Below are 21,739 nucleotides of genomic sequence, written 5' to 3'. Positions count from 1 at the left end.
AGATGGAGCGGGCGATTCAGGTCATTGATTATGCCATCCTGATTGTAAGCGCAGTTGAAGGTGTCCAAGGTCATACGGAGACGGTCTGGCAGCTGCTGCGCAAGCATCGGATTCCGACGTTCTTCTTTATCAACAAGACGGATCGGATCGGTGCAGATGCAGACAGAACCGAGGCAGATATCCGTCAGCAGTTGACGGGGGAAGTATGCTGCATTACACAGACCTTTGCTGACGGCATAGTCGGTGAGCCACTGCGGGAGGCCATGGCGGAGCGAGACGAAGTCTTGCTGGAAGCATTCCTGGAGGGGAAAGAGGATGCCGGCTTCTGGCTGAGGGCCTTGCAGAGGATGATAGCGGCGGGTCTTCTCTTCCCTTATGCTTACGGCTCTGCGCTTCAGGATACGGGCGTCATTGAATTTCTGGATCAGCTGCATCTGCTGACGACATCCACTTATGATGAGAATGCTTCGTTCCAGGGACGGGTTTATAAAATTCGGCACGATGCAGGTGGAGCGAGACTCACGTTCATTAAGGCGCTCGGTGGTCGGTTAAAGGTGAGAGAACAGCTTAGTTATGAGAGTGGCGGCGTTCAATATGACGAAAAAGTTACGCGGCTCTTCATGTTTAATGGCCTTAAATCGCAGCCGGTGGAACAAGTGGAAGCCGGTGATTTGTTTGCGGTTGCTGGATTGTCCGCCGCCGAGGCTGGGCAAGGCCTGGGGTCGATATCAGACAAGTTAGCTTACGATTCAGAGCCGACGTTACAATCGAAGGTAGTATTCGACAATTCGATACATGTACAGAAGGTACTCGGTGCTTTTCGCACGCTGGAGGCGGAGGAGCCGTCTCTGAACGTCGTTTGGGATGAGAAATTGCAGGAGATTTCTATCCGCGTCATGGGATTGATTCAACTGGAAGTGCTGGATCAGCTTGTTAGAGAGCGGTTTGGCTTTGCTATCTCTTTTGGGCAACCGGAAATCTTGTATAAGGAAACGATTCAATCGGCTGTAAAAGGGTACGGCCACTTTGAACCGCTCAGGCATTATGCGGAAGTGCATCTGCTGCTTGAACCGGGAAAAAGGGGCAGCGGCATCACGTTCGATAGCAGATGTCATGCCGATGAACTGAATATCAGCTATCAGAATCTGATTCGGAATCATCTCTATGAACGCGAGCATCACGGACTGCTGACCGGCATGCCGGTCACCGATGTGAACATTACGTTACTGAGGGGCCGCGCGCATAAAGAACATACCCATGGCGGTGATTTTCGTGAGGCTGCCTTTCGAGCACTACGGCAGGGTCTGGAGAAGGCGGAGAACGTGCTGTTGGAGCCCTATTACGATTTCAAAATCAAGGTCGCTATCGATGAAATGGGCAGAGTACTGTCTGATATTCAGCGTGCTTCAGGTATTTTTAATCCGCCGCAGACAATCGGAACGCAAGCGGTGGTCACGGGCAGGGTGCCTGTATCGACTTTTATGAACTACAGCGCCGAATTTGCATCCTTTACGCATGGACGAGGCAGTATCCGCTGCGTGTTCAGCGGCTACGACTGCTGCCATAATACGGAGGAAGTCATAGAACAGGTGGGCTACCGCAAAGAGGCAGACCCACTGTATACTTCCTCCTCCATCTTTTGCGCCAAGGGGGCGGGTTACTCGGTGCCATGGGATGAGGCGGAAGCCAAGATGCACCTTGAATTAGAACCTTGAATGATCTCTATTCTGAAACTAAGCAACTAAGAAATTATCGTGAGTAGTACATCTAATAATGTGCTACTTTTACGATTTAAACTGGGCAGTTGCCGTTACTGGGACAGGTGTCCCTACATAGAAATAAGCTGATGAGAAAGGCTTATGTCATGAGCGGGGATGGTGTAAAGTAGATGGCGCAAAAGTTGCAAAAGAAAAGTACAGCAGCTCCTTTGGATTTGGTAATGTTGTAGCGGAAGCTATATTCACCAATAAGGAGGGTGCCAGTGTCAAGGAGTTACGAGACAGCTGGTATGAGTTACGGGGTGCGCCCATCAGCTTCACCTATCACCCGCTTGCAGTAAGAAGACGACCCAATTTACTTAGGTTCTTCGTAGAAGATTTGAAAGCTTTGAAGGAGAAGTGGAAGGAGATTCAACTCAAGCAGGATATAGATTGACGAGAATATTAAGGAAAGGGGCTGGTCGTGCCAGCCCTTCTTTCATTTCTTTTTCTCCAACTCCGCCTTTAATCTTTCGTTCTCTTCCAACAGCTTTTGAACGTCCGGGACATCCTTACCGGAAACCCAACCATACAAATCGTCCCTTGCTGCATACTTTGACAATTGATCGCGAAGTACCATTTTAATATGCCGTACATCTTCAACATAATAGATCGGAATTTGTTCCATGACTGATTGCTTAAACTCTTGAAACTTCTGATAGTATTCAATTGCTGCGAAGTCGTATGGCTTTTGTCTTAATGCTTCATCTGTGATAACAAAAGCAAATCTAGGTTTGCCCGCTTCTCCGGCATACTCATACTCCCAATGGATATAGCTCTTGGATTCATCAGGAAGTGTTAAACCATAGAATCCTCCGAGAATCAGGACATATATATCGGACTCGTCAATCCATCTCTTCCTAATTTTGATTGGACTTTCCTTGAAAAATTGCTCGATTCCCGCAGGGATATGACCGGCTTGAAGTATGGCTTCAACAGCGGTATGTCTTTCCTCAATAAGATCATAGTAAGTAGACGATATGTAAATCTGTAATTTTCTCCTCATAGGCCCACCCAAATTAAAGAATTAGTTTAAAAAGAATCTACCACTCTCTCACTTTATTTGTCAAAATTGATTGGGGTCCTCAACTGCCCCAAGCTGAATGTTGAATAAATCCTCCCGATCAAAAATAAGTGGTTGACAGCCCTAAAACATTTTGTATAATTAAATTGTGCACAATATTAAATAGGGGTTGACCTCACATGCTGCAACTTAACGAACACCTTTGCTTTTCCTTATATGCTTGCTCCCGAGCCATTTCTCGGTTGTATCGACCGCTATTGGAACAGATGGGAATTACTTATCCTCAGTATCTTGTGTTGCTATCCCTCTGGGAAAGTGACGGGCGAACGGTCAAAGAACTAGGAGAACAGTTAGACCTTGATTCAGGTACCTTGACGCCGCTGCTGAAACGGATGGAAGCGAACGAACTGATCCGGAGAGTACGATCGACGGAAGATGAGAGGGTCGTCTTGGTCCTGCTCACAGAGAAAGGGTTGGCCCTTAAGGGTGAAGCCGATTGTATTCCATCCGCGCTCCTATCAGCCAGCGGCATGTCCACCCTGGAAGTGTCGGAATTAAACAAAGCCATCAAAGTATTAGCGGACAAAGTCATTCAGACCAGCGGCAAATAATTTATTGGAGGTGTGACCATGCCAACAACGACCTTAACTTCAGCGTTAGAGAAGGTCACTGCAGCAAACCCGTTTGAAGTGCAGGCTATACACCAACGTGTCATCCAGCAACTTCAAGAGGAAGGCAAGGCGACAGGACTACCAGTTGGGGAGAAAGCCAAGGACTTTGAATTGTCAGATTCACTTGGAAACCAAATCAATTTGGCTGACGAATTGGCCAAAGGTCCTGTTGTCCTTACCTTTTACAGAGGAGGCTGGTGCCCTTACTGCAATCGACAACTAAGAGCTTACCAGGAGATTCTCCCCGATATTCAGGCGCTAGGCGCTCAGCTTATCGCAGTCAGTCCGCAATTGCCGGATTATACGCTGTCTGATCAAGAGAAAGCAGAACTGTCCTTTAAGGTTCTTAGCGACCCTAAGGGAATCGTTGCCACCAAATATAATCTGTTGTATGAAGTGCCCGACTATCTGAAGAGCATGTATTTAAGCCATAATATTGATCTTCACGAGTACAATGGGACAGATCATTGGCTGCTTCCGGTGACGGGAACGTTCATGATTGACGAATACTCCTTTATCCGCTCTACATACGTGAATCCTGACTTTACCAAGAGGATGGAGCCAGAGGATATTCTCTGGGAGCTGCGCAAATTGTAACCCTTTTTTTTACCCAAAATGGTTTTGTGAAATTTAATTTTATAAAATATATATAACGATAAAGGAGAATGATACACATGACTAAAAAGATTATTCTTGAGCCTGCTGCACAACAATTCGTTGAGGATACTGCGAATCCGCCCTACTTATTCCATCTTGGGCCAGAGAAGGGAAGAGTTACGGTAGACGAAGTCCAATCGGGAGATGTCAAGAAACCGGATGTAGATATAGAGGAGCTCAACATCCCAGGCGGGCCGAGCGGTCAAGTGTCCGTTCGGATCCTGCGCCCGAAGAACACGGCCGGACAATTGCTTAACACTGTTTTGTACATTCACGGCGCGGGATGGGTGTTCGGCAATGCCCATACCCACGACCGGCTGATCCGCGAGCTAGCGGTCAGAAGCGGATCCGCCATGGTATTTCCCAATTACAGCTTGTCTCCCGAAGCCAAATATCCGACAGCCCTTGAAGAGATCTACGCTACCCTGCAATGGATCTCTTCCTCCGGCAAGGATTATGGCCTGAATTCAGATCATATCTCCATCGGGGGTGATAGCGTCGGGGGCAATATGACGGCGGCCATCACGTTGATCGCTAAGGAAAGAAAAGGCCCCGAGATCCAGCGACAGCTGCTGTTCTACCCGGTTACAGATGCCGGAATGGATACGGGCTCGTATCATGAATTTGCTGAAGGATACTTCCTGCGCCGTGATGGGATGGCTTGGTTCTGGGAACAGTATATCAACAAACCGGAAGAGCTGAATGAAATCTATACCTCTCCCCTGAGAGCCTCCATCGACCAGCTTCGCGATCTCCCGCCAGCACTCATCATCACGGCTGAAGCCGATGTTCTTCGAGATGAAGGCGAGGCTTATGGGAATAAGCTTCGGGAGGCTGGTGTGGACGTCACGACGGTGCGTTATCAAGGAATCATTCATGATTTTGTCATGCTGAATGCTTTGGCAGATACATTAGCCGCCCGCGGTGCAATTGCATTAGCCAGCACTTGGCTGAAGGATGGATTTCAATAATTGTAGAGGAAAAATAACCCGCACGTGCACCCCTGATATCTCCAAACACTGGACAAAATAAACAAAGCCCCACTATGGGCGTGACTCGGTGCAAAATGAAACGGACTAGCGTAATATTGAACGCTAGTCCGTTTCTGTTTGCTCATTATTCCTTATGAGCTGCTTTCGCTCGATATGGGCCACTCCCCATTGATGTAAGGTTTCTAAAATCGGAGACAGGCTTATGCCGTATTCCGTAATAGAACTCAGGTAGTTGATACCGGATATCCTTTTATGGGGGGGAGTCCTGGTATTTGTCGATATACAGCGTCCCGTCCAATTGGAGCTCTGCGTAGAATACTTGATCCACGGAATGAATGCTGGCTTTCTTTAATTGTTGGTTGAGCCAGACAACGGAGACATCCATTTTTACAAGATTTTTTTCTACGATTTTTCCATCAACGATAAGCTCCGTCGGGATTCTTTGCATAGGCGTAAGGGTTGCTTTTATATCTTTTTTCGTTGCAGGCAGTAGTTCTTCTTTTCTCAACACACTGAGTTTACCGTCAGGTTCCAAAATTGCAAATTCCACTTCTTCGGGTGAGAAGACATCCTTGTTCCGAAGCAACATGCTTAAATCGTCGATGTTGAGGTGCTGTTTAGCCAATGCCTTCTCCAAAATTTCCCCTTTCTTGATGAGAATCGTAGGCTGGCCGTCGAGAATCTCACGAGCTTTGACGGAGCGCAATCCGACCAATGCGATGATGAACGCCAAGAATGACCATAAGACCAAGCTAGATATTCCTTGCAGCAGCGTGATGTGTCTGTTGACGATAATCTCAGCAGTGGTGGAGCCGAAGGTAATCCCTGTTACATAATTGAAAAACGTTAGATGTCCGACTTGTTTTTTACCGAGCAGACGCGTTAAAACGAGTAGAGCAACGAAGGACGTTGCTGTACGAAATAGAATTTCACCATACGTCATGTGCTGAGCTCCTTGCATAACAGATAGTTTTAGATTGGCTTCCGTCCCCATCTCCTATACTTGTAAAGGAAAAAGAATTTAATGAATATGAACGGCTGGAAGGTCGTCTTATGCAACATAACGAAGGAGTGAATCACGCAAATCTCCAGGATCAGGGTAAGGGGTAGGTAGATTTAGAATGGACAATCTTTATAATGGAAATTAGATGTATATTTTATAGGGGGAAGGGGCGATAGTCATGAAGTGGACGCAAGAGATAGAGGCGCTGGCGGCAAAGATTGCCGATGTGGCTAGGACGTCCTTTCGCACTCTTTTTGAAAATGGCGAACGTTACTATTACTGCACGCTATTTACGACTGGAGAGGGACATGCGCCAAGCATCTCCGCCTGGTCATGGGAGGCCTTGGAGAGGGAAGCGGTCAGGCAAGGAGACGAAAGCGACACGCCGGGATCAACGATTGCGGAACTCATCAAATGGTCCTATGCCGATTCACCCTACTGTTGTTTTAGAGATGAGGACTTCGATAATGTTAAACAACTGTTTATGGAACGCCCTTCCATTGCGGAGCTTGAGGTAGACGAATGGAATCGTGAATATGATTTGAGGCTGAAGGCCATAGAACTGGCGATGAAAATGCTCGACGATGAAGGCGTGTTTGCCTTGAATCAACCGCGAGAGTCTGTATGCGTCCTTGTGGAGGTCATGCCGCCAGATGAGACCAACACCCAAATCGCCCTGCGTTTGAATCGGGCAGAGTCTCCGGCTATGCAAGCATGGCTGGCAGAAGCAGCTGAGTAAGGGTATTGATATTTAAGCACCTCATTATTTCTTGAGGGAGAGTTGTAAATTGCCTAATGAGAATCAAATGGATATTTTAGTTGAGAGAACAGATTGTATTCTTTATTACGCGGAATCGGTCCTACCGAGCGAACATAGTGCAGGCTGGATCGGCGGGAATGCACCCGAATTTTTTGATGATCAAGAAGATCTCATCCACGAAGGTAACCAAAAGTATGTCTTTTACTTGAGCTTTGTCCATCCCTTTAAACCAGAGAGCATGATTTCGATCTTCATCCCTGAAGACTATAAGGAGTATTTGGAAAACAACATTTATCCCAATTGCTCAATCAAGGTGATGGAGCATCCCATTTCAACTGAAAGTGACAAAGATATGTTTACTAACCCAGGTCTTACAAAGCATGCAATTTCAAACGGGGAACTAAGCCATGACGAAAAATCGATGGATCAGCCCTTTTTGATCAAAGTAGGCGGAAACCCGAGACTTATTCAAAATGAAGACTATTATTTTACGAAGCTGATGGAGGAGTCATTCTCTTTTTTATTCCAGGTAGATGAAGATGGTTATCCTGAAACGTTGCTTCAAGAGGATTACAATTATCCTTTTGGTTTTGGGTCACTATATATTTTCGCCAAAATGGGGACGACGGAGATACAACATCCAGTAGCAGGTTTTTGGCAATTCTCTTGATTTAGCGTGGAAAAATTAAGGGGACTTTAACGTCGACGAGCCCGTCAAACGATTTTCGGCGTGCGTATGCCCCATTCGCACAAGCAGGCAGCCCGCACCTGGCGTAAACTGAATTATAATCAGTGAGCGAGGTGAACTTCCATGGCACAATCGAAAGAGATGCGTGCACGGGCTAAGAGGTTTCAAGGCCGTCCGGTCTGTGTCACCCTGCACAGCGGAGAGACTTACGTCGGCTACATTACCGACGTTAATCGCAGCGGGCTGGTACTTGCCAATGCTGGAGCTCCTCCACGTGCTCCTTCCAGGAAGCAAGACTCCCGATCTCTCAAACGCAGAGCCAGTTCGCATGCCCCGAGCGCCCGTCTGGACAACCGGAAAAGCGGTGCACGTAAACCGTCTGGTCGTTCGCGCTCCCGCAAGCCAGACGCCAAGGTATCTGCATTCCTGCCGATGATGGGCTCGTTGTTCGGCGGCCTGGGCGGGCTTGGCGGTGCCACTGCGGGAGCAGGAGGGCTTGGCAGTATGCTCAGCGGCGGCCTGCGGCTGTTCGGCATGATCCAGAAAGTTGTCCCAGTTGTGAGGATGGGCTACGGTATGATCAAGTCCATTCGCCCGTTTATCGGCGCCGTTAAAGGCTTGATGCCCCAGGCCAGTCCGGCCACGCCGAATAACGAATAATCGTATACCTGCGGATTTTAAGCCCCTTTTGAGTAGTCGAAGGGGGCTAGCTCACAAATCATTACGACTACCACTGTCTAATCCAAATTGGATTGAACTTGGAATAGCCCATTTCTTTTAGTAAATCCCAAGCATGATCCAGAACTTGAGGTTTTCCCTGGATCCAAAGCTTTGGTCGATTTGCCATCAAGTAAGAGATGATTTCAGCAATATGCTTGGGTTTACCCAGATGGATGACAACGTCCATTCCATTATTTTGTGCGGAAATGTCATAAAAGGACCAAGAAGTGTGAGGCTCTTCTTCAGGAGGGTCTGCCTTGAAAATCAACGTGATTTTGATGTTTTTATTCTCTTTCGGAGATAAGTTTAAGATGAAGCGGGACCCGCCTGTATACCAATAAACGAATGCATAACCGTCGACCGTAATATTTCTTAAGTGACTTTTCATTATTTCCTCCCTCACTATAGGTTGGTTAAAAGATGATCTATCGTTTTAGGAGTTTAGTTAATGGAATCAACACGAGTGTACCATATACAATAATACATAGGCACCTGCGAGCTCACCTTTGATTTAATTGTGGTGTGGCAGAGCCTGAACATTCCGAAATCGGATTTACGAGGAAGCCGAAAAAATGTAAAATGCTACTGACGTTTCGTTGTCAGTAGCATTTTTGTATATAAGGAGTATTATTTTACTTTTTCTATTTAATCTTGTGAATTAGTGACTGATTGGCAACGTATAGTAATTAAATGCTTGATCCAACAGGGCACTGGCTTCTTGACGCTTCAAAAGCTGTTTGGAGCGGAAGTCTATGGAGCCGTCTACATTGATCTTGGTATTCGGGTCCATGATACCTTGGGAAACCAGAGCTGTGACTGCTTTAACTGCCCAAGCATCCGTTTCGCCACTCAATTTAACCTTAATTCCAGGCTCAACCTGTTTCAGGTTCTGGATCATTACCGCCGCCATTTGTCTAGTGATAGGAGAATTAGGCTGATAATTACGTAGTCCGGCCATCATTTGCTTTTTATTCGGTTCAATCATGAAAGGTTGTTTATACCACCCGTGGGCGCGCAGTAGCACTTTTGAGAATTCTCCCAGAGTCATCGTTCCTTTTGGATCAAAGAGATTGGCTGACTTTCCGCTCATGACTTTCAAAGCATTAAGGTCGTTTATATATGAAATATATTTACTATCCGCAGGTACATCAGAAAATGGTGAATCAATGTTTATTTTTTGCGCATAAGCAACGAGGTCTGGGAGCTGCATGTAATACAAATATGCAATATGGCCTGCTTGATTTTTATTAAACGTCAATTTATTACCTGATTCATCTTCAAATAATAAAGGGTGGATCATTTTTAGTGTATGTTTGCCTGATGTTCCTGTCTCCATTATTAATTTCCCGTCCGAATACGAAACCTTCGTTCTTAAGGCAGCAAAACGCGTATTTTGGTATAATCCCACGTAGTCTTGGGCCTGCTGCTCACTTATTGTCACGTAGGTTGACTTTGGAACTTCTGATTTTCTCGGATAATAATGATTCATAAATTCTTCATACACTTCAAGACTCATCATGGAGTCGTTATTGTAGGACATGTACATTGCTGTATTCTTCTCAGGCAGAATAACAATCAAGGAAGAATGCCCTGTAACATTCCCACCTTTTAGAATCACATGCTGATTATTCATCTTCTCTTTGAAGTAGCCTTCGAATCCAATTGTTGTAACCGGGAACTCCTTATCAGGGAATAACTGGTATGTGTGCATTTGCTCTATACTCTTTGGACTCGCCAATTCTTTACCTTTGTACTTGCCTTTGTTCAGGTGCATAATGAGGTACTTCGCCATGTCATCTGCTGTTGAAACGATACCGCCTTCAGGTTTTTCCGTTGGTTTAAACCCGTCCAAGGCTATCAGTTCACCTGTTGGTCCATAGTGAGCAGCCATTCTGCTTAACAATTGGGGGGTAAACCGCACACTCGTCGAATTCATGCCTAACGGTTTGAAAATATTCTTTTCCATATATTTGGAATACGACATGCCCGTTACATTTGCTATAGCATATCCCGCTAGCATGAAACCAAAATTGTCATAAGTGTACGCTTCTCCGGGAGGTCTGACAACAGTTGGCATATTTGATGCAATGAACTTCTTCATTGGAAAATATTTGTCCGCGTATTCTGGATGCATTTCCATGGAAATATCCGGTTCGTCAAATCCACTTGAATATGTAAGTAGATCAAACATCGTCAGTTTTTTTCCTGTTTTATTCGGAACCTTTATTCCTCCTAAATACTCTTGGATATCGTGTTTTAAATACATTTTCCCCTTATCCACCAACTGCATAGCTGCCAATGCAGTGAATGACTTTGTAACAGAGCCGATTTGAAAAACGGTATTTTTATCAACAGGAATTTTTTTCTCCTTGTCGGCATAACCGTAACCTTTGCTTAGCATCACTTTCCCACCTGTGACGACCACAAAATTAGAACCCACGGTATTAAACTTCTTCATCTTGTTCGCAAAAACACCATCTGCAAAAGCTTCTAGTTCCTTGGCATCTCGCGGCCCCTCCAAGCTAGCCCTTTCAGATGTAACTGGTACGTTAACGAGTGCGGCAACTGACGCGCCGTTGGGTGCCGTACACGCGGTAGTAATCGTAGTTGATAATAGTAGAACCGCGAGAATGGTGTAAATCATTTTTTCCATGAATGATTTCTCCTTGAAATGTATTTTTGCCTTATGGCGTTCGACAAAACCGAGTATGGCAAAGGACTTGTCATATCAACAAGTTACATTTCGTCACCCACCATACCAAATCACTCCAAAGTGTCATATGACAATGAGGCACTAGGTTTAAAGGGGCTATGAATCTCTTCAATTCAGTTTCTTCTTTACCGTCTCTCCCTCAATTAACACGGGCTGATAATAGGTTTGGTTGCTCAGATCCTTTTTCCCTTGCAGTTTCTTAATAACCCAATCGGCGGCATCGCGGCCCATTTGCTCTTGTGGATGTGTCAATGTCGTGAGTTTGATGTTCGCATTTTTGGATATATAGGAATTGTCTTGGCCAATAATAGACAAATCTTCGGGAACTGATATACCAAGCTGCCTGCATACATGTACAACTTCTAATCCGACCTCGTCGTTATAGCAGACAATTGCCGTTAACTCGTCTCTTTGTTCGGTCAGGAATTTCTTCAAGTTGGTGGACAGGTCCTGCTTTGTCTCCGTATAGAATGACAGCACTTGTTCTGGGTGAAAACGTAATTTGGCTTCTCCGAGTGCTTTGATATAGCCTTTCATCCGATACTTTCCTTGTAAATCGTCCATTTTGGCAATAATGCCAATCTGTGTGTGTCCATTAGCGATCAATTCTTTGGTTGCCAGATAGCTGGATTGTACGTCATCGAGGCAGAAGTAAGGAACTTCCAACTCTTCGTAATAAGCATTAATCATAATGAATGGAACATCCTGTTCCTTGAATGTCAGGTAGTAAGCGATATTGGGATTATATAGATTGCTTTTTGTAGGCTCGATGATCAAACCATCGACACCAAAGGACAGCATCATCTCCAAGGCTTTCTTTTCCTGTGCGACATCATTATTGGTACTCGCTAATAGTAATGAATAATTATCTTCATTTAATCTGGCTTCAATTCCGCGAATAATCGAGGGGAAGATGTAATCAGAGATGTAGGTCGTGATGACACCGATGGTTTTATTACTGGAATTTCCACCAGTTTTTGATCGAAATTGGTTGCTGACATAGGTGCCAGATCCTTTTTCACTTCTTAAAAAACCCTCGTTCGATAGTTCCAGAATAGCCTTTCGAACCGTCTGGCGACTAACTTTATACTTATCCTGCAAAGCCAATTCCGTTGGAATTTGTTCTCCTACGCTGTATGCCCCTGAAAGAATGTTGCTTTTTATATCCTCAAGAATGACCTGATACTTTGGTTTCACTTTAATCCTTCTTTCCAAGTTGTTCTAATACTAATTGATGCACCCGTAATATTTGTATGTACATATTTTAGCATAAATATGAGCTTATTATAATCTATTGTCCTGTATGTATAAATACTAAAAAGAAGTTAGAAGAATACTCGGTTCCCCAAAGTATTTGTAGGTATAACTATGGTTTAGTGTTGACAAATGTACGCACAAAAAATATACTAAGGCTGTAAATAAAAGAAAGCGCCTTCTTTCGTTATTGCGGTTATAACAGTTGTTCAGAGAGAGGAGTAACGTGAGCATGGATCAAGACATAAAACAAGCGATTACTAAGGGAGAGACCTCACTTGGTATCGAATTTGGATCCACACGTATCAAGGCAGTGCTGATTGATCATCGTTTTGAAACAATCGCATCTGGAAGCTATGAGTGGGAAAACCTCTTGGTAGATGGCTATTGGACGTACAACTTAGAGAGTATTATTACGGGTCTGCAAGAGGCTTATCGTGAAATGAAGCAAGAGGTTGAGCAAAAATATGGAGTCACCCTTCATACGGTTGGTTCTATAGGATTCTCTGCAATGATGCACGGCTATATGGCTTTTGACAGCAAAGGTGAGTTGCTTGTTCCGTTCCGGACTTGGCGGAATGCGACAACCGGTGCTGCAGCAAAAGCTTTAACTGATAAATTCCAATTCAACATTCCTGAGCGATGGAGTATTGCTCATCTGTATCAAGCGATATTGAACGAAGAGCAGCATGTTCCTCATATTGATTTTATGACGACGTTGGCTGGATATATTCACTGGCTGCTGACTGGCGATAAGGCGATTGGTATTGGAGATGCTTCCGGTATCTTCCCAATTGACGAGACTACGCATGATTATAACGAGTCGATGGTTAGGCAGTTTGATGAACTCATTGCAGCCAAAGGCTACGATTGGAAGTTACAAGACATTATTCCTAAAGTTTATATCTCTGGCGAGCAGGCAGGTGTACTAACCGCTACTGGAGCCAAAATCTTAGATAAATCAGGGGATTTACAACCTGGCATTCCACTTTGCCCTCCAGAAGGTGATGCGGGAACAGGGATGGTCGCTACGAATAGTGTGAGAAAACGTACTGGCAACGTCTCTGTGGGAACCTCAGTTTTTGCCATGATTGTATTAGAGAAGGATCTTTCGGCGGTATATCCGGAAATTGATCTGGTGACTACACCGAACGGCAATCCGGTCGGAATGGTTCATGCCAATAACTGCTCAAGTGACCTCAATGCTTGGCTGGGCTTGTTCCGTGAATTCTATGAGGCCATGGGGCAAAAGGCAGACCCGAACCAATTATTCAGTGTGTTGCTGAACAAGGCTTTGGAGGCAGATCCAGATGGCGGCGGCTTACTTAGCTATGGCTATTTGTCAGGAGAGAATATCACCGGCATAGAGAAAGGTCGGCCATTGTTTGTTCGCTCTCCGGAAAGCCGTTTCAATTTGGCCAATTTTATGCGCACCCATCTGTTTACAGCATTTGCTGCTTTGAAAATCGGGATGGATATTTTGACGAAGAAGGAAAATGTCGCAATTGACAGCATTCTGGCTCACGGTGGTTTATTTAAAACCCCTATCGTCGGACAAAAAATTGTTGCGGCAGCCATGGATGTTCCGGTATCCGTGATGGCAACAGCTGGAGAAGGCGGAGCGTGGGGTATGGCTATTCTGGCTTCTTACATGATGAACAAGGATCAACAAGAAAGTCTGGAAGACTTCCTAGACCAAAAAGTATTCAGAGATGTTGAGGGACAAGAAATTCATCCTGACGGTTCCGATGTTAAGGGATTCGAAACATTCTTAGAACGCTACACACAAGGTCTGGCGATTGAGCAGGCTGCTGTAGATAATCTAGTGGAAAACTGGAGGAATTGACGTGTTAGAGCAGCTGAAAGAAGAAGTATTTCAAGCCAATCTGGATTTGCCTAAACATGGACTCGTGAAATACACCTGGGGTAACGTCAGCGCGGTTGATCGTGAACGCAGCTTATTCGTTATTAAACCGAGCGGGGTTAGCTATGACACGATGAAACCTAGCGATATGGTAGTTGTTGATTTTGATGGCAATGTTGTTGAAGGAGAGATGAGACCTTCATCGGATACACCGACTCATGCCGTGCTTTACAAGCACTACCCAGAGATCGGCGGTATCGTGCACACGCATTCGACTTGGGCAACCGTCTGGGCTCAAGCAGGCCTAGATGTACCTGTAATGGGGACTACTCATGCAGACACCTTCTATGGCTCTGTTCCCTGCGCTCGTTTCCTGACACAAGAGGAGATTGATCGTGGTTACGAAGCCGAAACGGGCCGTGTCATCATCGAAACTTTTGAACAGCGCGGACTGGATATTTTAGCAGTGCCGGGTGTCCTGCTTAAGGGTCATGCTCCCTTCACCTGGGGCAAGGATGCGAAATCCGCAGTTATGAATAGCGTTGTGTTGGAAGAAGTTTCAAAAATGAATTTATTCGCACGGGAATTAAATCATTTTGCCGAAGAATTGCCGCAGCGCATTCTAGATAAACACTATTTACGCAAACATGGGAAAGACGCTTACTACGGCCAAAAATAAGACCAACTAAACTAACAAACGAAGAAAAGAGGATGAATGTTATGTCAACAGTAGGTACAAAACAGTTCTGGTTTGTCGTAGGTTCACAACATCTGTATGGAGAAGAAGCATTAGCAGAAGTCAAAGCACACGCACAGGAAATGACCGATGCCCTAAATAAGAGCGGCGTTCTGCCTTATCCGCTTGTATTGCAGGATCTGGCAGTTAGTGCAGACAAAATTACCAGCCTTATGAAAGAAGTCAACTATCGCGACGAGGTTGCTGGTGTCATCACGTGGATGCATACCTTCTCACCTGCAAAAATGTGGATTCGTGGTACTAAATTGCTGCAAAAGCCGCTGCTTCATTTGGCTACACAGTACAATGAAAGCATTCCTTGGACTACGATTGATATGGACTTCATGAACCTCAATCAGGCAGCTCATGGTGACCGTGAATATGGATTTATCAACGCCCGCTTGAAGAAACAGAATAAAGTGGTTGTAGGTTACTGGGAACGCGCAGAAGTGCAAAAGCAAATCGCAGAGTGGATGGATGTAGCGGTTGCTTATAACGAAAGCTTCAATATCAAAGTTGCCCGTTTTGGCGACAACATGCGTAACGTTGGTGTTACGGAAGGCGATAAGGTTGAAGCCCAAATCCAATTTGGATGGACTGTTGACTACTTTGGAATTGGCGACCTTGTTCAGTACGTCAATGCTGTGAAGGAAGAAGAAATTGATGCTCTGTTCGCGGAATACGCCAAACGCTATGAATTTGATTATGGTACTTACAGCAAGGAAGCTTGGGAATCCAGCGTAAAAGTGCAAGCAAGCTATGAGATTGCTCTTAAACGGTTCTTGGATAACGGCGGATACACTGCCTTCACTACGAACTTTGAAGACCTTTATGGTATGAAACAGCTTCCTGGTCTTGCCGTTCAACGTTTGATGGCACAAGGGTATGGCTTCGCGGGTGAAGGAGACTGGAAGACTGCAGCGCTCGATCGTCTGCTTAAAGTCATGAGCCATAACCAATCCACTGGCTTTATGGAAGACTACACCTATGAATTAGCAGCGGGTCAGGAATCGATCCTTCAATCCCATATGCTTGAAGTTGACCCAACGTTGGCAAGCAACAAGCCTAAAATCATTGTTTCTCCGTTAGGTATCGGCGATCGTGAAGATCCAGCCCGTCTGGTGTTTGACGGTAAGGCAGGGGACGGCGTAGTTGTTTCCATGGCTGACTTTGGCACCCATTATAAGCTGCTGATCAATGAGGTTACTGCATTTGAACCTACAGTTCCTGCTCCCAAACTTCCGGTGGCCCGTGTACTATGGAACGTGAAGCCCAACTTCCAAGACGGAGTTAAGGCATGGATTGAGAACGGCGGCGGTCACCATACCGTGGTTTCCTTGAATCTAACCACAGACCAAATTGTTACCTATGCAAAACTGGTTAACCTGGAATACGTAATTATTAAATAATTATAGTTTATCGGTAAAAGCATTGGGTCAGTCCTCAAGACCCAATGCTTTTTATTGTTTATCAGAGGATTTTTAATTCATAAGGATGTGATACTATGGCAAATTTACCGTCTACGAAGCCGAAATTGGTTATCGTTGAAGGAATACCTGGCTCTGGCAAGTCCACTTTATCTAGATACATACATGACATGTTAAACACACATCAAATAGAATCGGAATTATTTTTAGAAGGAAACTTACAACACCCTGCTGATTATGAATCGGTTGCATGTGTGCCGAACGAAGAACTTGATAGACTCCGGTCTAGCTATTCCGATGTGTTTCATTACATTAACCCGTTTGTATCTTTGAACGGGAACGACTCATTAATCGCATATGCACTTGCGCAGCAATCAGCTCAAAATGCAATTCCCCTTAGTCTGTATGAGAAAATCCGGCGTTATGAAATTTATGATGGAATACCTGTAGAAAAATATTGCGAGTTGATGGTTCAGCGTTGGAGTTCTTTTGCTAAAGATCAGCGAAAAGAAGAAAACCTAATTATACTTGAATGCTGTTTTTTACAGAATCCGGGGTGCGCATTACTCGCTCGACACGATGCGGGAAATGATCGATTTGTTCAGCATGTATTACAGATAGCGGAGCAAATTCAGGACCTAAATCCAATTTTGTTTTATTTGAAGCAACCTAACATCCGTGAGACGATTGAGCGAGTGAAAACGATGAGGTCTCGAGAATGGCTGGATTTTGTGATTTGGTACCATACGGAACAGGATTATGGAAAGAATAAGGGGCTGCACGGGTACGAAGGATATATTCAGTTCCTTGAGCATCGGCGAGCGCTGGAATTGCATATTATTGAGCAGCTTCCTTTTCAATCTTTTATAATGGATAACTCCGATTATGATTGGGAGAATCAACAACGGACTGTTTCGAGCATCATGATGAAGTATCTATAATCCCGGGAAACAAGGTAACCATTTGTAGCCATACCGGCACTTATATATAGAATTTGCATACAGAGGAGGTGCAAGAGGTGCAGCATTGGATTGAAGAAGCTCAGCTAGGCGATCAAAATGCATGGGAGCAGATCGTGCAGCATTTCAGTGGGATGGCTTTTTCAGTAGCATATACGAGGCTAGGGGACTGGAGTCTGGTAGAGGATACGGTTCAGGAGGCGTTCGCTGAGGCTTTTTCCAACCTCCATAAATTACAGGAAGCAGAGGCGTTCCCTGGATGGTTCAAGACCATTGTTGAACGTCAATGTCATCGTCTTCTGCGCCGCAAGAAGCCCATGATGATGCCGTTGGACGAAACTATAGTCATGGATGTAGAGAAGTTTGATGTGGAGCTTATCGCTGAAAGAAGAGAATGGCACCAAAAGCTTCATCAATCCGTCGAGGGTTTATCTGACAAGTTAAAACTGGCGGTTCAGCTGTACTATTTTCAAGGGTATTCAATCGGTGAAATATCAGGCTATTTAAGTCTATCTCCATCCGTGCTGAAAAAACGGTTGTTCGATGCTCGCAATAAGCTGAGAGCTTCACTACTTGTCACCGACTTTGTGTCCATGTTCAACGATATCTATGAAGGAGGAGATTCGGTGCTACATGTAGTCAACGGAGACCATGTTGGTGACAAGCTGAAGAAAGGAAACGTTGGCGGAGATATCTTGGTCTGGAGAGAAGTGTATCCAGTAGGTCCAGTTTTCCTTGAAATGAGCGAGCCCTTATCTAGAGCGGCTAGAGTGGAATATTTGGAGAGGGTTCTCGGAATCTCACGGGAAGACTACGTGTCCAATTGCAAGGCCCAGGAGCAGATTTTGCATAACTTTCATAAATATGATGAAGTCGTGCTATGGTTCGAGCACGATTTGTTTGACCAGCTGATGCTAAGCTACTTGTTGCACTGGTTTTCAACGCAGACCCTAGGCCAAACCAAACTGAGCCTGCTGTGTAACGGCAACTATCCAGGTATTGAGCCGTTTAGGGGCTTGGGACAGCTTACAACGAAGCAATTAGAAAAATTGTCAGGCACGTGGCAGCAGATCGGTCAACAGGAGCTTGAGACGGGCAAAAAAATCTGGGAAGCCTACGCCTCCCCGGATATAGTGCGGCATATTGACATTTTGCACGAAGACACATCTGCCCTGCCTTTTGCTCATGAGGCACTTGAACTGCACCTATCTCGTCTACCTTCTACCATGAATGGGCTGGGCATCGTAGAACAGACAACCTTAGAACTCGTTCAGCAAGGAGTAAATACTCCGCAAGGGCTGTTTAAGCAGATTGGGAACCAGCTAAGTGGTCTAGGCATGGGGGATTTGGAATTTTGGTATCGTTTAAGGAATATGTCGGAACAACCACATGCACTATTAGAGATTCAAGGGCCCCACTCATTTCCTGATCGTCAAAAGAAAACAACTCCATCCTTTGACCAATGTGTTGTGGCACTAACGGAAGTAGGGAGAAATATAGCGGCAGGGGCTCAGGACTGGGCGAAGATAAAGGGAATAGACGAGTGGTATGGCGGCTTGTGGCTGCAAGGTGATCTGGCATGGCGCTGGGATTCAGAGAGAAAGCAGTTGGTGTATACGGAACCTTATTATAAATGGCAGCAGGTTCTGGATGTAGACTGGGCTTAGTTCATATCAAAAGCCCTGTCGCATCCTGATACCCCATACGAACCAACAAGCTATTACCATTTAGCTCATGTACTTTCTTCACGGTCACATCTAACTCCATACCAAGTATATACTGCAACACTTCAGCAACATACTTAGGTTGGTTAAGATTAATAAAATATTGTTTACCCTCTTTCATCACTCGTAATCCCTCATTCAAAGGGCTACCAGTGACAATTGTATCTTTAGTAGTAAACTGAACTATAAATTTTATATCTTTATTTTCAGAAATAATAGTCAATTTGGATCTACAGTAACTATCTCTGACCGTTCTATAATTCCACAAATACGTATTTCCACGAACTACTATTCTTCTCATAGCACTTTAGTCCCCATTTCTGCAAGGATGACAGAATCATTGCGGATTCTGCCTCTTAAATTAAGTCGCTCCCTCATATTTAAAGGCATAAAACATAGCGGATAGCCCAGCGTTCCACCAAGGCATGGATTTGGTGGTTAATCCTCCAAGCGAGCGTTCGATGGCTTGTCAATCCTTGGGCGGAAGTGCTCCTTATTATTTTCGGGCTGGGGGCAGCAGGGGTTCAAGGATATTCCTTTCTTCACCCGTTAATTCGTATCTTCGTCTCATGTCCCTTATTTTACTTGATTTCTACGCATTGTACAGTTGGCGTACAGGCCCTAGATGAATCACATGTTTATTCTTGAAATCCTACATAACCATTTCAATTTATTCATATATATAAACTGTTGATTTAATTATTGGAAAGCTGTATTTCCACGCGAGTAACAAAATCAGCTATGTTTCTTATAAAAACGGAGTTCAATTCTTATTTCCACAAAGAAAAATCTCTCTTTTTAGCAGAAATGATTTATAATTATCAGATAAAAGTAGATATAATTTTTAAATGATTATATTTAAGTTATAATGGAGATAGAAAAGGTATGTTCCTGAGTGGAGCCTTGCTTCTTGAATCAGTTAAGCAGGAGGGCCTGCTCTTTTTTGCAAATATAAGAGATAAGGAAGGTTTTTATGAATAGTATTCAGAAAAATACAGACGTTATCTTAATTGGTGCCGGGGTCATGAGCGCGACTCTGGGATCATTGCTGAAAGAGTTAGCACCGGAATGGGAAATTAAAGTGTTTGAGAAACTGGCAAGTGCAGGAGAAGAAAGCTCTAACGAATGGAATAATGCAGGCACGGGTCATGCTGCACTATGCGAGCTGAACTATACTTCCGAAAAAGCGGACGGATCTGTAGATATTCGTAAAGCCGTTAATATCAACGAACAGTTTCAGCTCTCAAGACAGTTTTGGTCTTTTCTTGTCAACAGTAATTTGATTCGTAATCCACAGGACTTTATCAGGCCAATACCCCATATGAGTTTGGTAATGGGTGAAAAAAACGTATCTTTTTTAAAAAAACGCTTTAAAGCGCTTTCAGGTGTTTCTCTTTTTCAAGGCATGGAATTTTCCGATGACCCTGAAAAGCTGAAGGAATGGATTCCGCTAATTATGGAAGGCCGTACATTGAATGAACCGATCGCGGCCACTAAAATCGACTCTGGAACAGATGTTAACTTTGGTGCTTTAACACGCATATTGTTTGACCATTTAAAAAGTAAAAATGTAGAGATTAGATACAAGCATAGTGTAAAGGATATTAAACGTGCGAGCGATGGCTCGTGGAAAGTCAAAGTGCATAATCTGGATAACGGTAAAATTGAATATCATCATGCCAAATTTGTCTTTATTGGTGGTGGGGGTGGAAGTCTGCCTTTACTGCAAAAAACAGGCATTCCTGAGTCCAAATATATCGGAGGCTTCCCGGTAAGTGGGCTATTTATGGTATGTAACAATCCTAAATTGGTTGCCCAGCATCATGCGAAAGTATACGGTAAAGCTAAGGTTGGGGCTCCTCCCATGTCTGTCCCGCATTTGGATACAAGATATATCGGTAACCAAAAAGCACTGCTGTTTGGGCCTTTTGCTGGCTTTTCGCCAAAGTTCTTGAAAACGGGTTCAAACCTGGATCTGATTGGTTCTGTAAAACCTAATAACCTGATCACGATGTTGGCGGCAGGGGCAAAAGAAATGGCATTGACCAAATACCTGATCCAGCAAGTGATGTTATCGAATGAAAAACGTCTGGAAGAATTACGTGAGTTTATTCCAAACGCTAAAATCGAGGACTGGGAGATCGTGGTGGCTGGCCAACGTGTGCAAGTGATCAAAGATACGGAGGGCGGTAAAGGAATCCTTCAATTTGGTACGGAAGTGGTGAGTTCGGCTGACGGCTCGGTAGCTGCATTGCTCGGTGCTTCTCCGGGCGCTTCCACTGCTGTGCACGTTATGCTGGAAGTATTAGAAAAATGCTTCCCACAGCATATGGACGAGTGGGAACCGAAAATAAAAGAGATGATCCCTTCTTATGGGGTGTCACTAGCTGAGAACCCAGAGCTTTACCAAGAAATTTATAATACCACAACAGAAGTGCTGGGTCTGGGCGAAAAAGAACCGCTGCATCATTAATTTTACATGGCTAGTAACTGGATCATTCAAATTATTGTAATAAATTGCACAGTAGTCTTACGATACGTATTTAAGTCGCATAAGTAACAATCTGAAGCGGTGGGGATCTCCCCACCGCTAATATGCTTGCCTTCGAGTGCAAATCCTATGTAATGCTTCGGTGTTTATTAGTGTGTGCGATGGTGATTATAGTAACTATGGACGGGCAATAAAGAGAGAAAAATAATTCTTTACCGATCGTTCCCAATATGTTAGGATAAGGCCAGACAGAGAAGAAAAACATATGTGGTGACCAATATAGAACGATCGTTTCCAAA

At 44.5% G+C, this 21,739-nt stretch carries 19 protein-coding genes and 1 pseudogene; 14 read left to right on the top strand and 6 right to left on the bottom strand.

Annotation, left to right across the window (positions count from 1 at the left end; genetic code table 11):
• Together AC5V8P_RS03900 and AC5V8P_RS03895 are read left to right on the top strand one after the other, a co-directional pair.
• On the top strand, positions 1-1,715 hold a 1,715-nt coding region (locus AC5V8P_RS03900; RefSeq protein ID WP_495473558.1), incomplete at its 5' end, for a GTP-binding protein.
• A gap of 211 nt (positions 1,716-1,926) precedes the next feature.
• Positions 1,927-2,154, top strand: a pseudogene (locus AC5V8P_RS03895) (uracil-DNA glycosylase family protein); the annotation flags it as partial.
• Between the two features lie 42 nt (positions 2,155-2,196).
• Here the strand turns inward: AC5V8P_RS03895 and AC5V8P_RS03890 are convergent.
• Complete coding sequence (locus AC5V8P_RS03890) at positions 2,197-2,763, bottom strand: DUF4062 domain-containing protein (RefSeq protein ID WP_064797532.1); 567 nt, start codon at positions 2,761-2,763, stop codon at positions 2,197-2,199.
• Positions 2,764-2,960: 197 nt separating this feature from the next.
• Here AC5V8P_RS03890 and AC5V8P_RS03885 point away from each other — a divergent pair, with 197 nt between their 5' ends.
• From AC5V8P_RS03885 to AC5V8P_RS03875, 3 genes are all read left to right on the top strand, one after another.
• Complete coding sequence (locus tag AC5V8P_RS03885) at positions 2,961-3,392, top strand: MarR family winged helix-turn-helix transcriptional regulator (RefSeq protein WP_063211762.1); 432 nt, start codon at positions 2,961-2,963, stop codon at positions 3,390-3,392.
• 18 nt (positions 3,393-3,410) lie between these two features.
• Positions 3,411-4,049: a peroxiredoxin-like family protein gene (locus AC5V8P_RS03880; protein WP_064797533.1), complete on the top strand. Its 639-nt coding sequence runs from the start codon at positions 3,411-3,413 to the stop codon at positions 4,047-4,049.
• 77 nt (positions 4,050-4,126) lie between these two features.
• Positions 4,127-5,080: an alpha/beta hydrolase gene (locus AC5V8P_RS03875; RefSeq protein ID WP_064797534.1), complete on the top strand. Its 954-nt coding sequence runs from the start codon at positions 4,127-4,129 to the stop codon at positions 5,078-5,080.
• A 271-nt stretch (positions 5,081-5,351) separates the two neighbouring features.
• On the opposite strand, the gene AC5V8P_RS03870 is transcribed toward AC5V8P_RS03875, so the two are convergent.
• Entirely contained in the window at positions 5,352-6,044 is a 693-nt protein-coding gene (locus AC5V8P_RS03870; RefSeq protein ID WP_064797535.1) for a YetF domain-containing protein, read from the bottom strand.
• 238 nt (positions 6,045-6,282) lie between these two features.
• Here AC5V8P_RS03870 and AC5V8P_RS03865 point away from each other — a divergent pair, with 238 nt between their 5' ends.
• From AC5V8P_RS03865 to AC5V8P_RS03855, 3 genes are all read left to right on the top strand, one after another.
• Complete coding sequence (locus tag AC5V8P_RS03865) at positions 6,283-6,843, top strand: DUF4303 domain-containing protein (RefSeq protein WP_064797536.1); 561 nt, start codon at positions 6,283-6,285, stop codon at positions 6,841-6,843.
• A 49-nt stretch (positions 6,844-6,892) separates the two neighbouring features.
• Entirely contained in the window at positions 6,893-7,534 is a 642-nt protein-coding gene (locus tag AC5V8P_RS03860) for a hypothetical protein (RefSeq protein WP_064797537.1), read from the top strand.
• Positions 7,535-7,675: 141 nt separating this feature from the next.
• Positions 7,676-8,212, top strand: a complete 537-nt coding sequence (locus tag AC5V8P_RS03855; RefSeq protein WP_064797538.1) for a hypothetical protein — start codon at positions 7,676-7,678, stop codon at positions 8,210-8,212.
• Positions 8,213-8,279: 67 nt separating this feature from the next.
• Here the strand turns inward: AC5V8P_RS03855 and AC5V8P_RS03850 are convergent, their stop codons facing one another.
• The 3 genes from AC5V8P_RS03850 to AC5V8P_RS03840 form a co-directional block, all read right to left on the bottom strand.
• A complete protein-coding gene (locus tag AC5V8P_RS03850) occupies positions 8,280-8,660 on the bottom strand; it encodes a hypothetical protein (protein WP_064797539.1) in 381 nt (126 codons plus the stop codon).
• Between the two features lie 270 nt (positions 8,661-8,930).
• Positions 8,931-10,925 (bottom strand): serine hydrolase domain-containing protein, encoded by a 1,995-nt coding sequence (locus AC5V8P_RS03845; RefSeq protein ID WP_064797540.1) that lies wholly within the window; start codon positions 10,923-10,925, stop codon positions 8,931-8,933.
• 168 nt (positions 10,926-11,093) lie between these two features.
• Complete coding sequence (locus AC5V8P_RS03840) at positions 11,094-12,182, bottom strand: GntR family transcriptional regulator (RefSeq protein WP_064797541.1); 1,089 nt, start codon at positions 12,180-12,182, stop codon at positions 11,094-11,096.
• 289 nt (positions 12,183-12,471) lie between these two features.
• Between AC5V8P_RS03840 and AC5V8P_RS03835 the strand changes: the two genes are divergently transcribed.
• From AC5V8P_RS03835 to AC5V8P_RS03815, 5 genes are all read left to right on the top strand, one after another.
• Positions 12,472-14,085, top strand: a complete 1,614-nt coding sequence (locus AC5V8P_RS03835; RefSeq protein ID WP_064797542.1) for a xylulokinase — start codon at positions 12,472-12,474, stop codon at positions 14,083-14,085.
• Position 14,086: 1 nt separating this feature from the next.
• Positions 14,087-14,782: an L-ribulose-5-phosphate 4-epimerase gene (locus tag AC5V8P_RS03830; RefSeq protein WP_063211781.1), complete on the top strand. Its 696-nt coding sequence runs from the start codon at positions 14,087-14,089 to the stop codon at positions 14,780-14,782.
• 41 nt (positions 14,783-14,823) lie between these two features.
• Positions 14,824-16,248, top strand: a complete 1,425-nt coding sequence (gene araA, locus AC5V8P_RS03825; protein WP_064797543.1) for an L-arabinose isomerase — start codon at positions 14,824-14,826, stop codon at positions 16,246-16,248.
• Positions 16,249-16,343: 95 nt separating this feature from the next.
• On the top strand, positions 16,344-17,207 hold the full coding sequence (locus tag AC5V8P_RS03820) for a P-loop NTPase family protein (protein WP_064797544.1): 864 nt from the start codon (positions 16,344-16,346) through the stop codon (positions 17,205-17,207).
• Between the two features lie 77 nt (positions 17,208-17,284).
• Positions 17,285-18,892, top strand: coding sequence for a sigma-70 family RNA polymerase sigma factor (locus AC5V8P_RS03815; protein WP_064797545.1), 1,608 nt, complete (start codon positions 17,285-17,287; stop codon positions 18,890-18,892).
• A gap of 1 nt (position 18,893) precedes the next feature.
• Here the strand turns inward: AC5V8P_RS03815 and AC5V8P_RS03810 are convergent, their stop codons facing one another.
• Positions 18,894-19,250 (bottom strand): hypothetical protein, encoded by a 357-nt coding sequence (locus AC5V8P_RS03810; protein ID WP_064797546.1) that lies wholly within the window; start codon positions 19,248-19,250, stop codon positions 18,894-18,896.
• 672 nt (positions 19,251-19,922) lie between these two features.
• Here AC5V8P_RS03810 and AC5V8P_RS03805 point away from each other — a divergent pair.
• Positions 19,923-21,422 (top strand): malate:quinone oxidoreductase, encoded by a 1,500-nt coding sequence (locus AC5V8P_RS03805; protein ID WP_064797547.1) that lies wholly within the window; start codon positions 19,923-19,925, stop codon positions 21,420-21,422.
• The last annotated feature ends 317 nt before the right edge of the window (positions 21,423-21,739 follow it).

Source organism: Paenibacillus sp. N119s (assembly GCF_059447605.1).
The sequence above is the reverse complement of the archived record's forward strand: the minus strand, read 5'-3'. Positions and strand labels throughout refer to the sequence as shown.

What these genes read in the sequence shown, in the direction of transcription:
- AC5V8P_RS03875 (WP_064797534.1), top strand. Translation starts at nt 4,127, where the DNA reads ATGACTAAAAAGATTATTCTTGAGCCTGCTGCACAACAATTCGTTGAG.
- AC5V8P_RS03885 (WP_063211762.1), top strand. Translation starts at nt 2,961, where the DNA reads ATGCTGCAACTTAACGAACACCTTTGCTTTTCCTTATATGCTTGCTCC.
- AC5V8P_RS03810 (WP_064797546.1), bottom strand. Translation starts at nt 19,250, where the DNA reads ATGAGAAGAATAGTAGTTCGTGGAAATACGTATTTGTGGAATTATAGA.
- AC5V8P_RS03850 (WP_064797539.1), bottom strand. Translation starts at nt 8,660, where the DNA reads ATGAAAAGTCACTTAAGAAATATTACGGTCGACGGTTATGCATTCGTT.
- AC5V8P_RS03865 (WP_064797536.1), top strand. Translation starts at nt 6,283, where the DNA reads ATGAAGTGGACGCAAGAGATAGAGGCGCTGGCGGCAAAGATTGCCGAT.
- AC5V8P_RS03880 (WP_064797533.1), top strand. Translation starts at nt 3,411, where the DNA reads ATGCCAACAACGACCTTAACTTCAGCGTTAGAGAAGGTCACTGCAGCA.
- AC5V8P_RS03890 (WP_064797532.1), bottom strand. Translation starts at nt 2,763, where the DNA reads ATGAGGAGAAAATTACAGATTTACATATCGTCTACTTACTATGATCTT.
- AC5V8P_RS03835 (WP_064797542.1), top strand. Translation starts at nt 12,472, where the DNA reads ATGGATCAAGACATAAAACAAGCGATTACTAAGGGAGAGACCTCACTT.
- araA (WP_064797543.1), top strand. Translation starts at nt 14,824, where the DNA reads ATGTCAACAGTAGGTACAAAACAGTTCTGGTTTGTCGTAGGTTCACAA.
- AC5V8P_RS03870 (WP_064797535.1), bottom strand. Translation starts at nt 6,044, where the DNA reads ATGACGTATGGTGAAATTCTATTTCGTACAGCAACGTCCTTCGTTGCT.
- AC5V8P_RS03855 (WP_064797538.1), top strand. Translation starts at nt 7,676, where the DNA reads ATGGCACAATCGAAAGAGATGCGTGCACGGGCTAAGAGGTTTCAAGGC.
- AC5V8P_RS03845 (WP_064797540.1), bottom strand. Translation starts at nt 10,925, where the DNA reads ATGGAAAAAATGATTTACACCATTCTCGCGGTTCTACTATTATCAACT.
- AC5V8P_RS03805 (WP_064797547.1), top strand. Translation starts at nt 19,923, where the DNA reads ATGAATAGTATTCAGAAAAATACAGACGTTATCTTAATTGGTGCCGGG.
- AC5V8P_RS03820 (WP_064797544.1), top strand. Translation starts at nt 16,344, where the DNA reads ATGGCAAATTTACCGTCTACGAAGCCGAAATTGGTTATCGTTGAAGGA.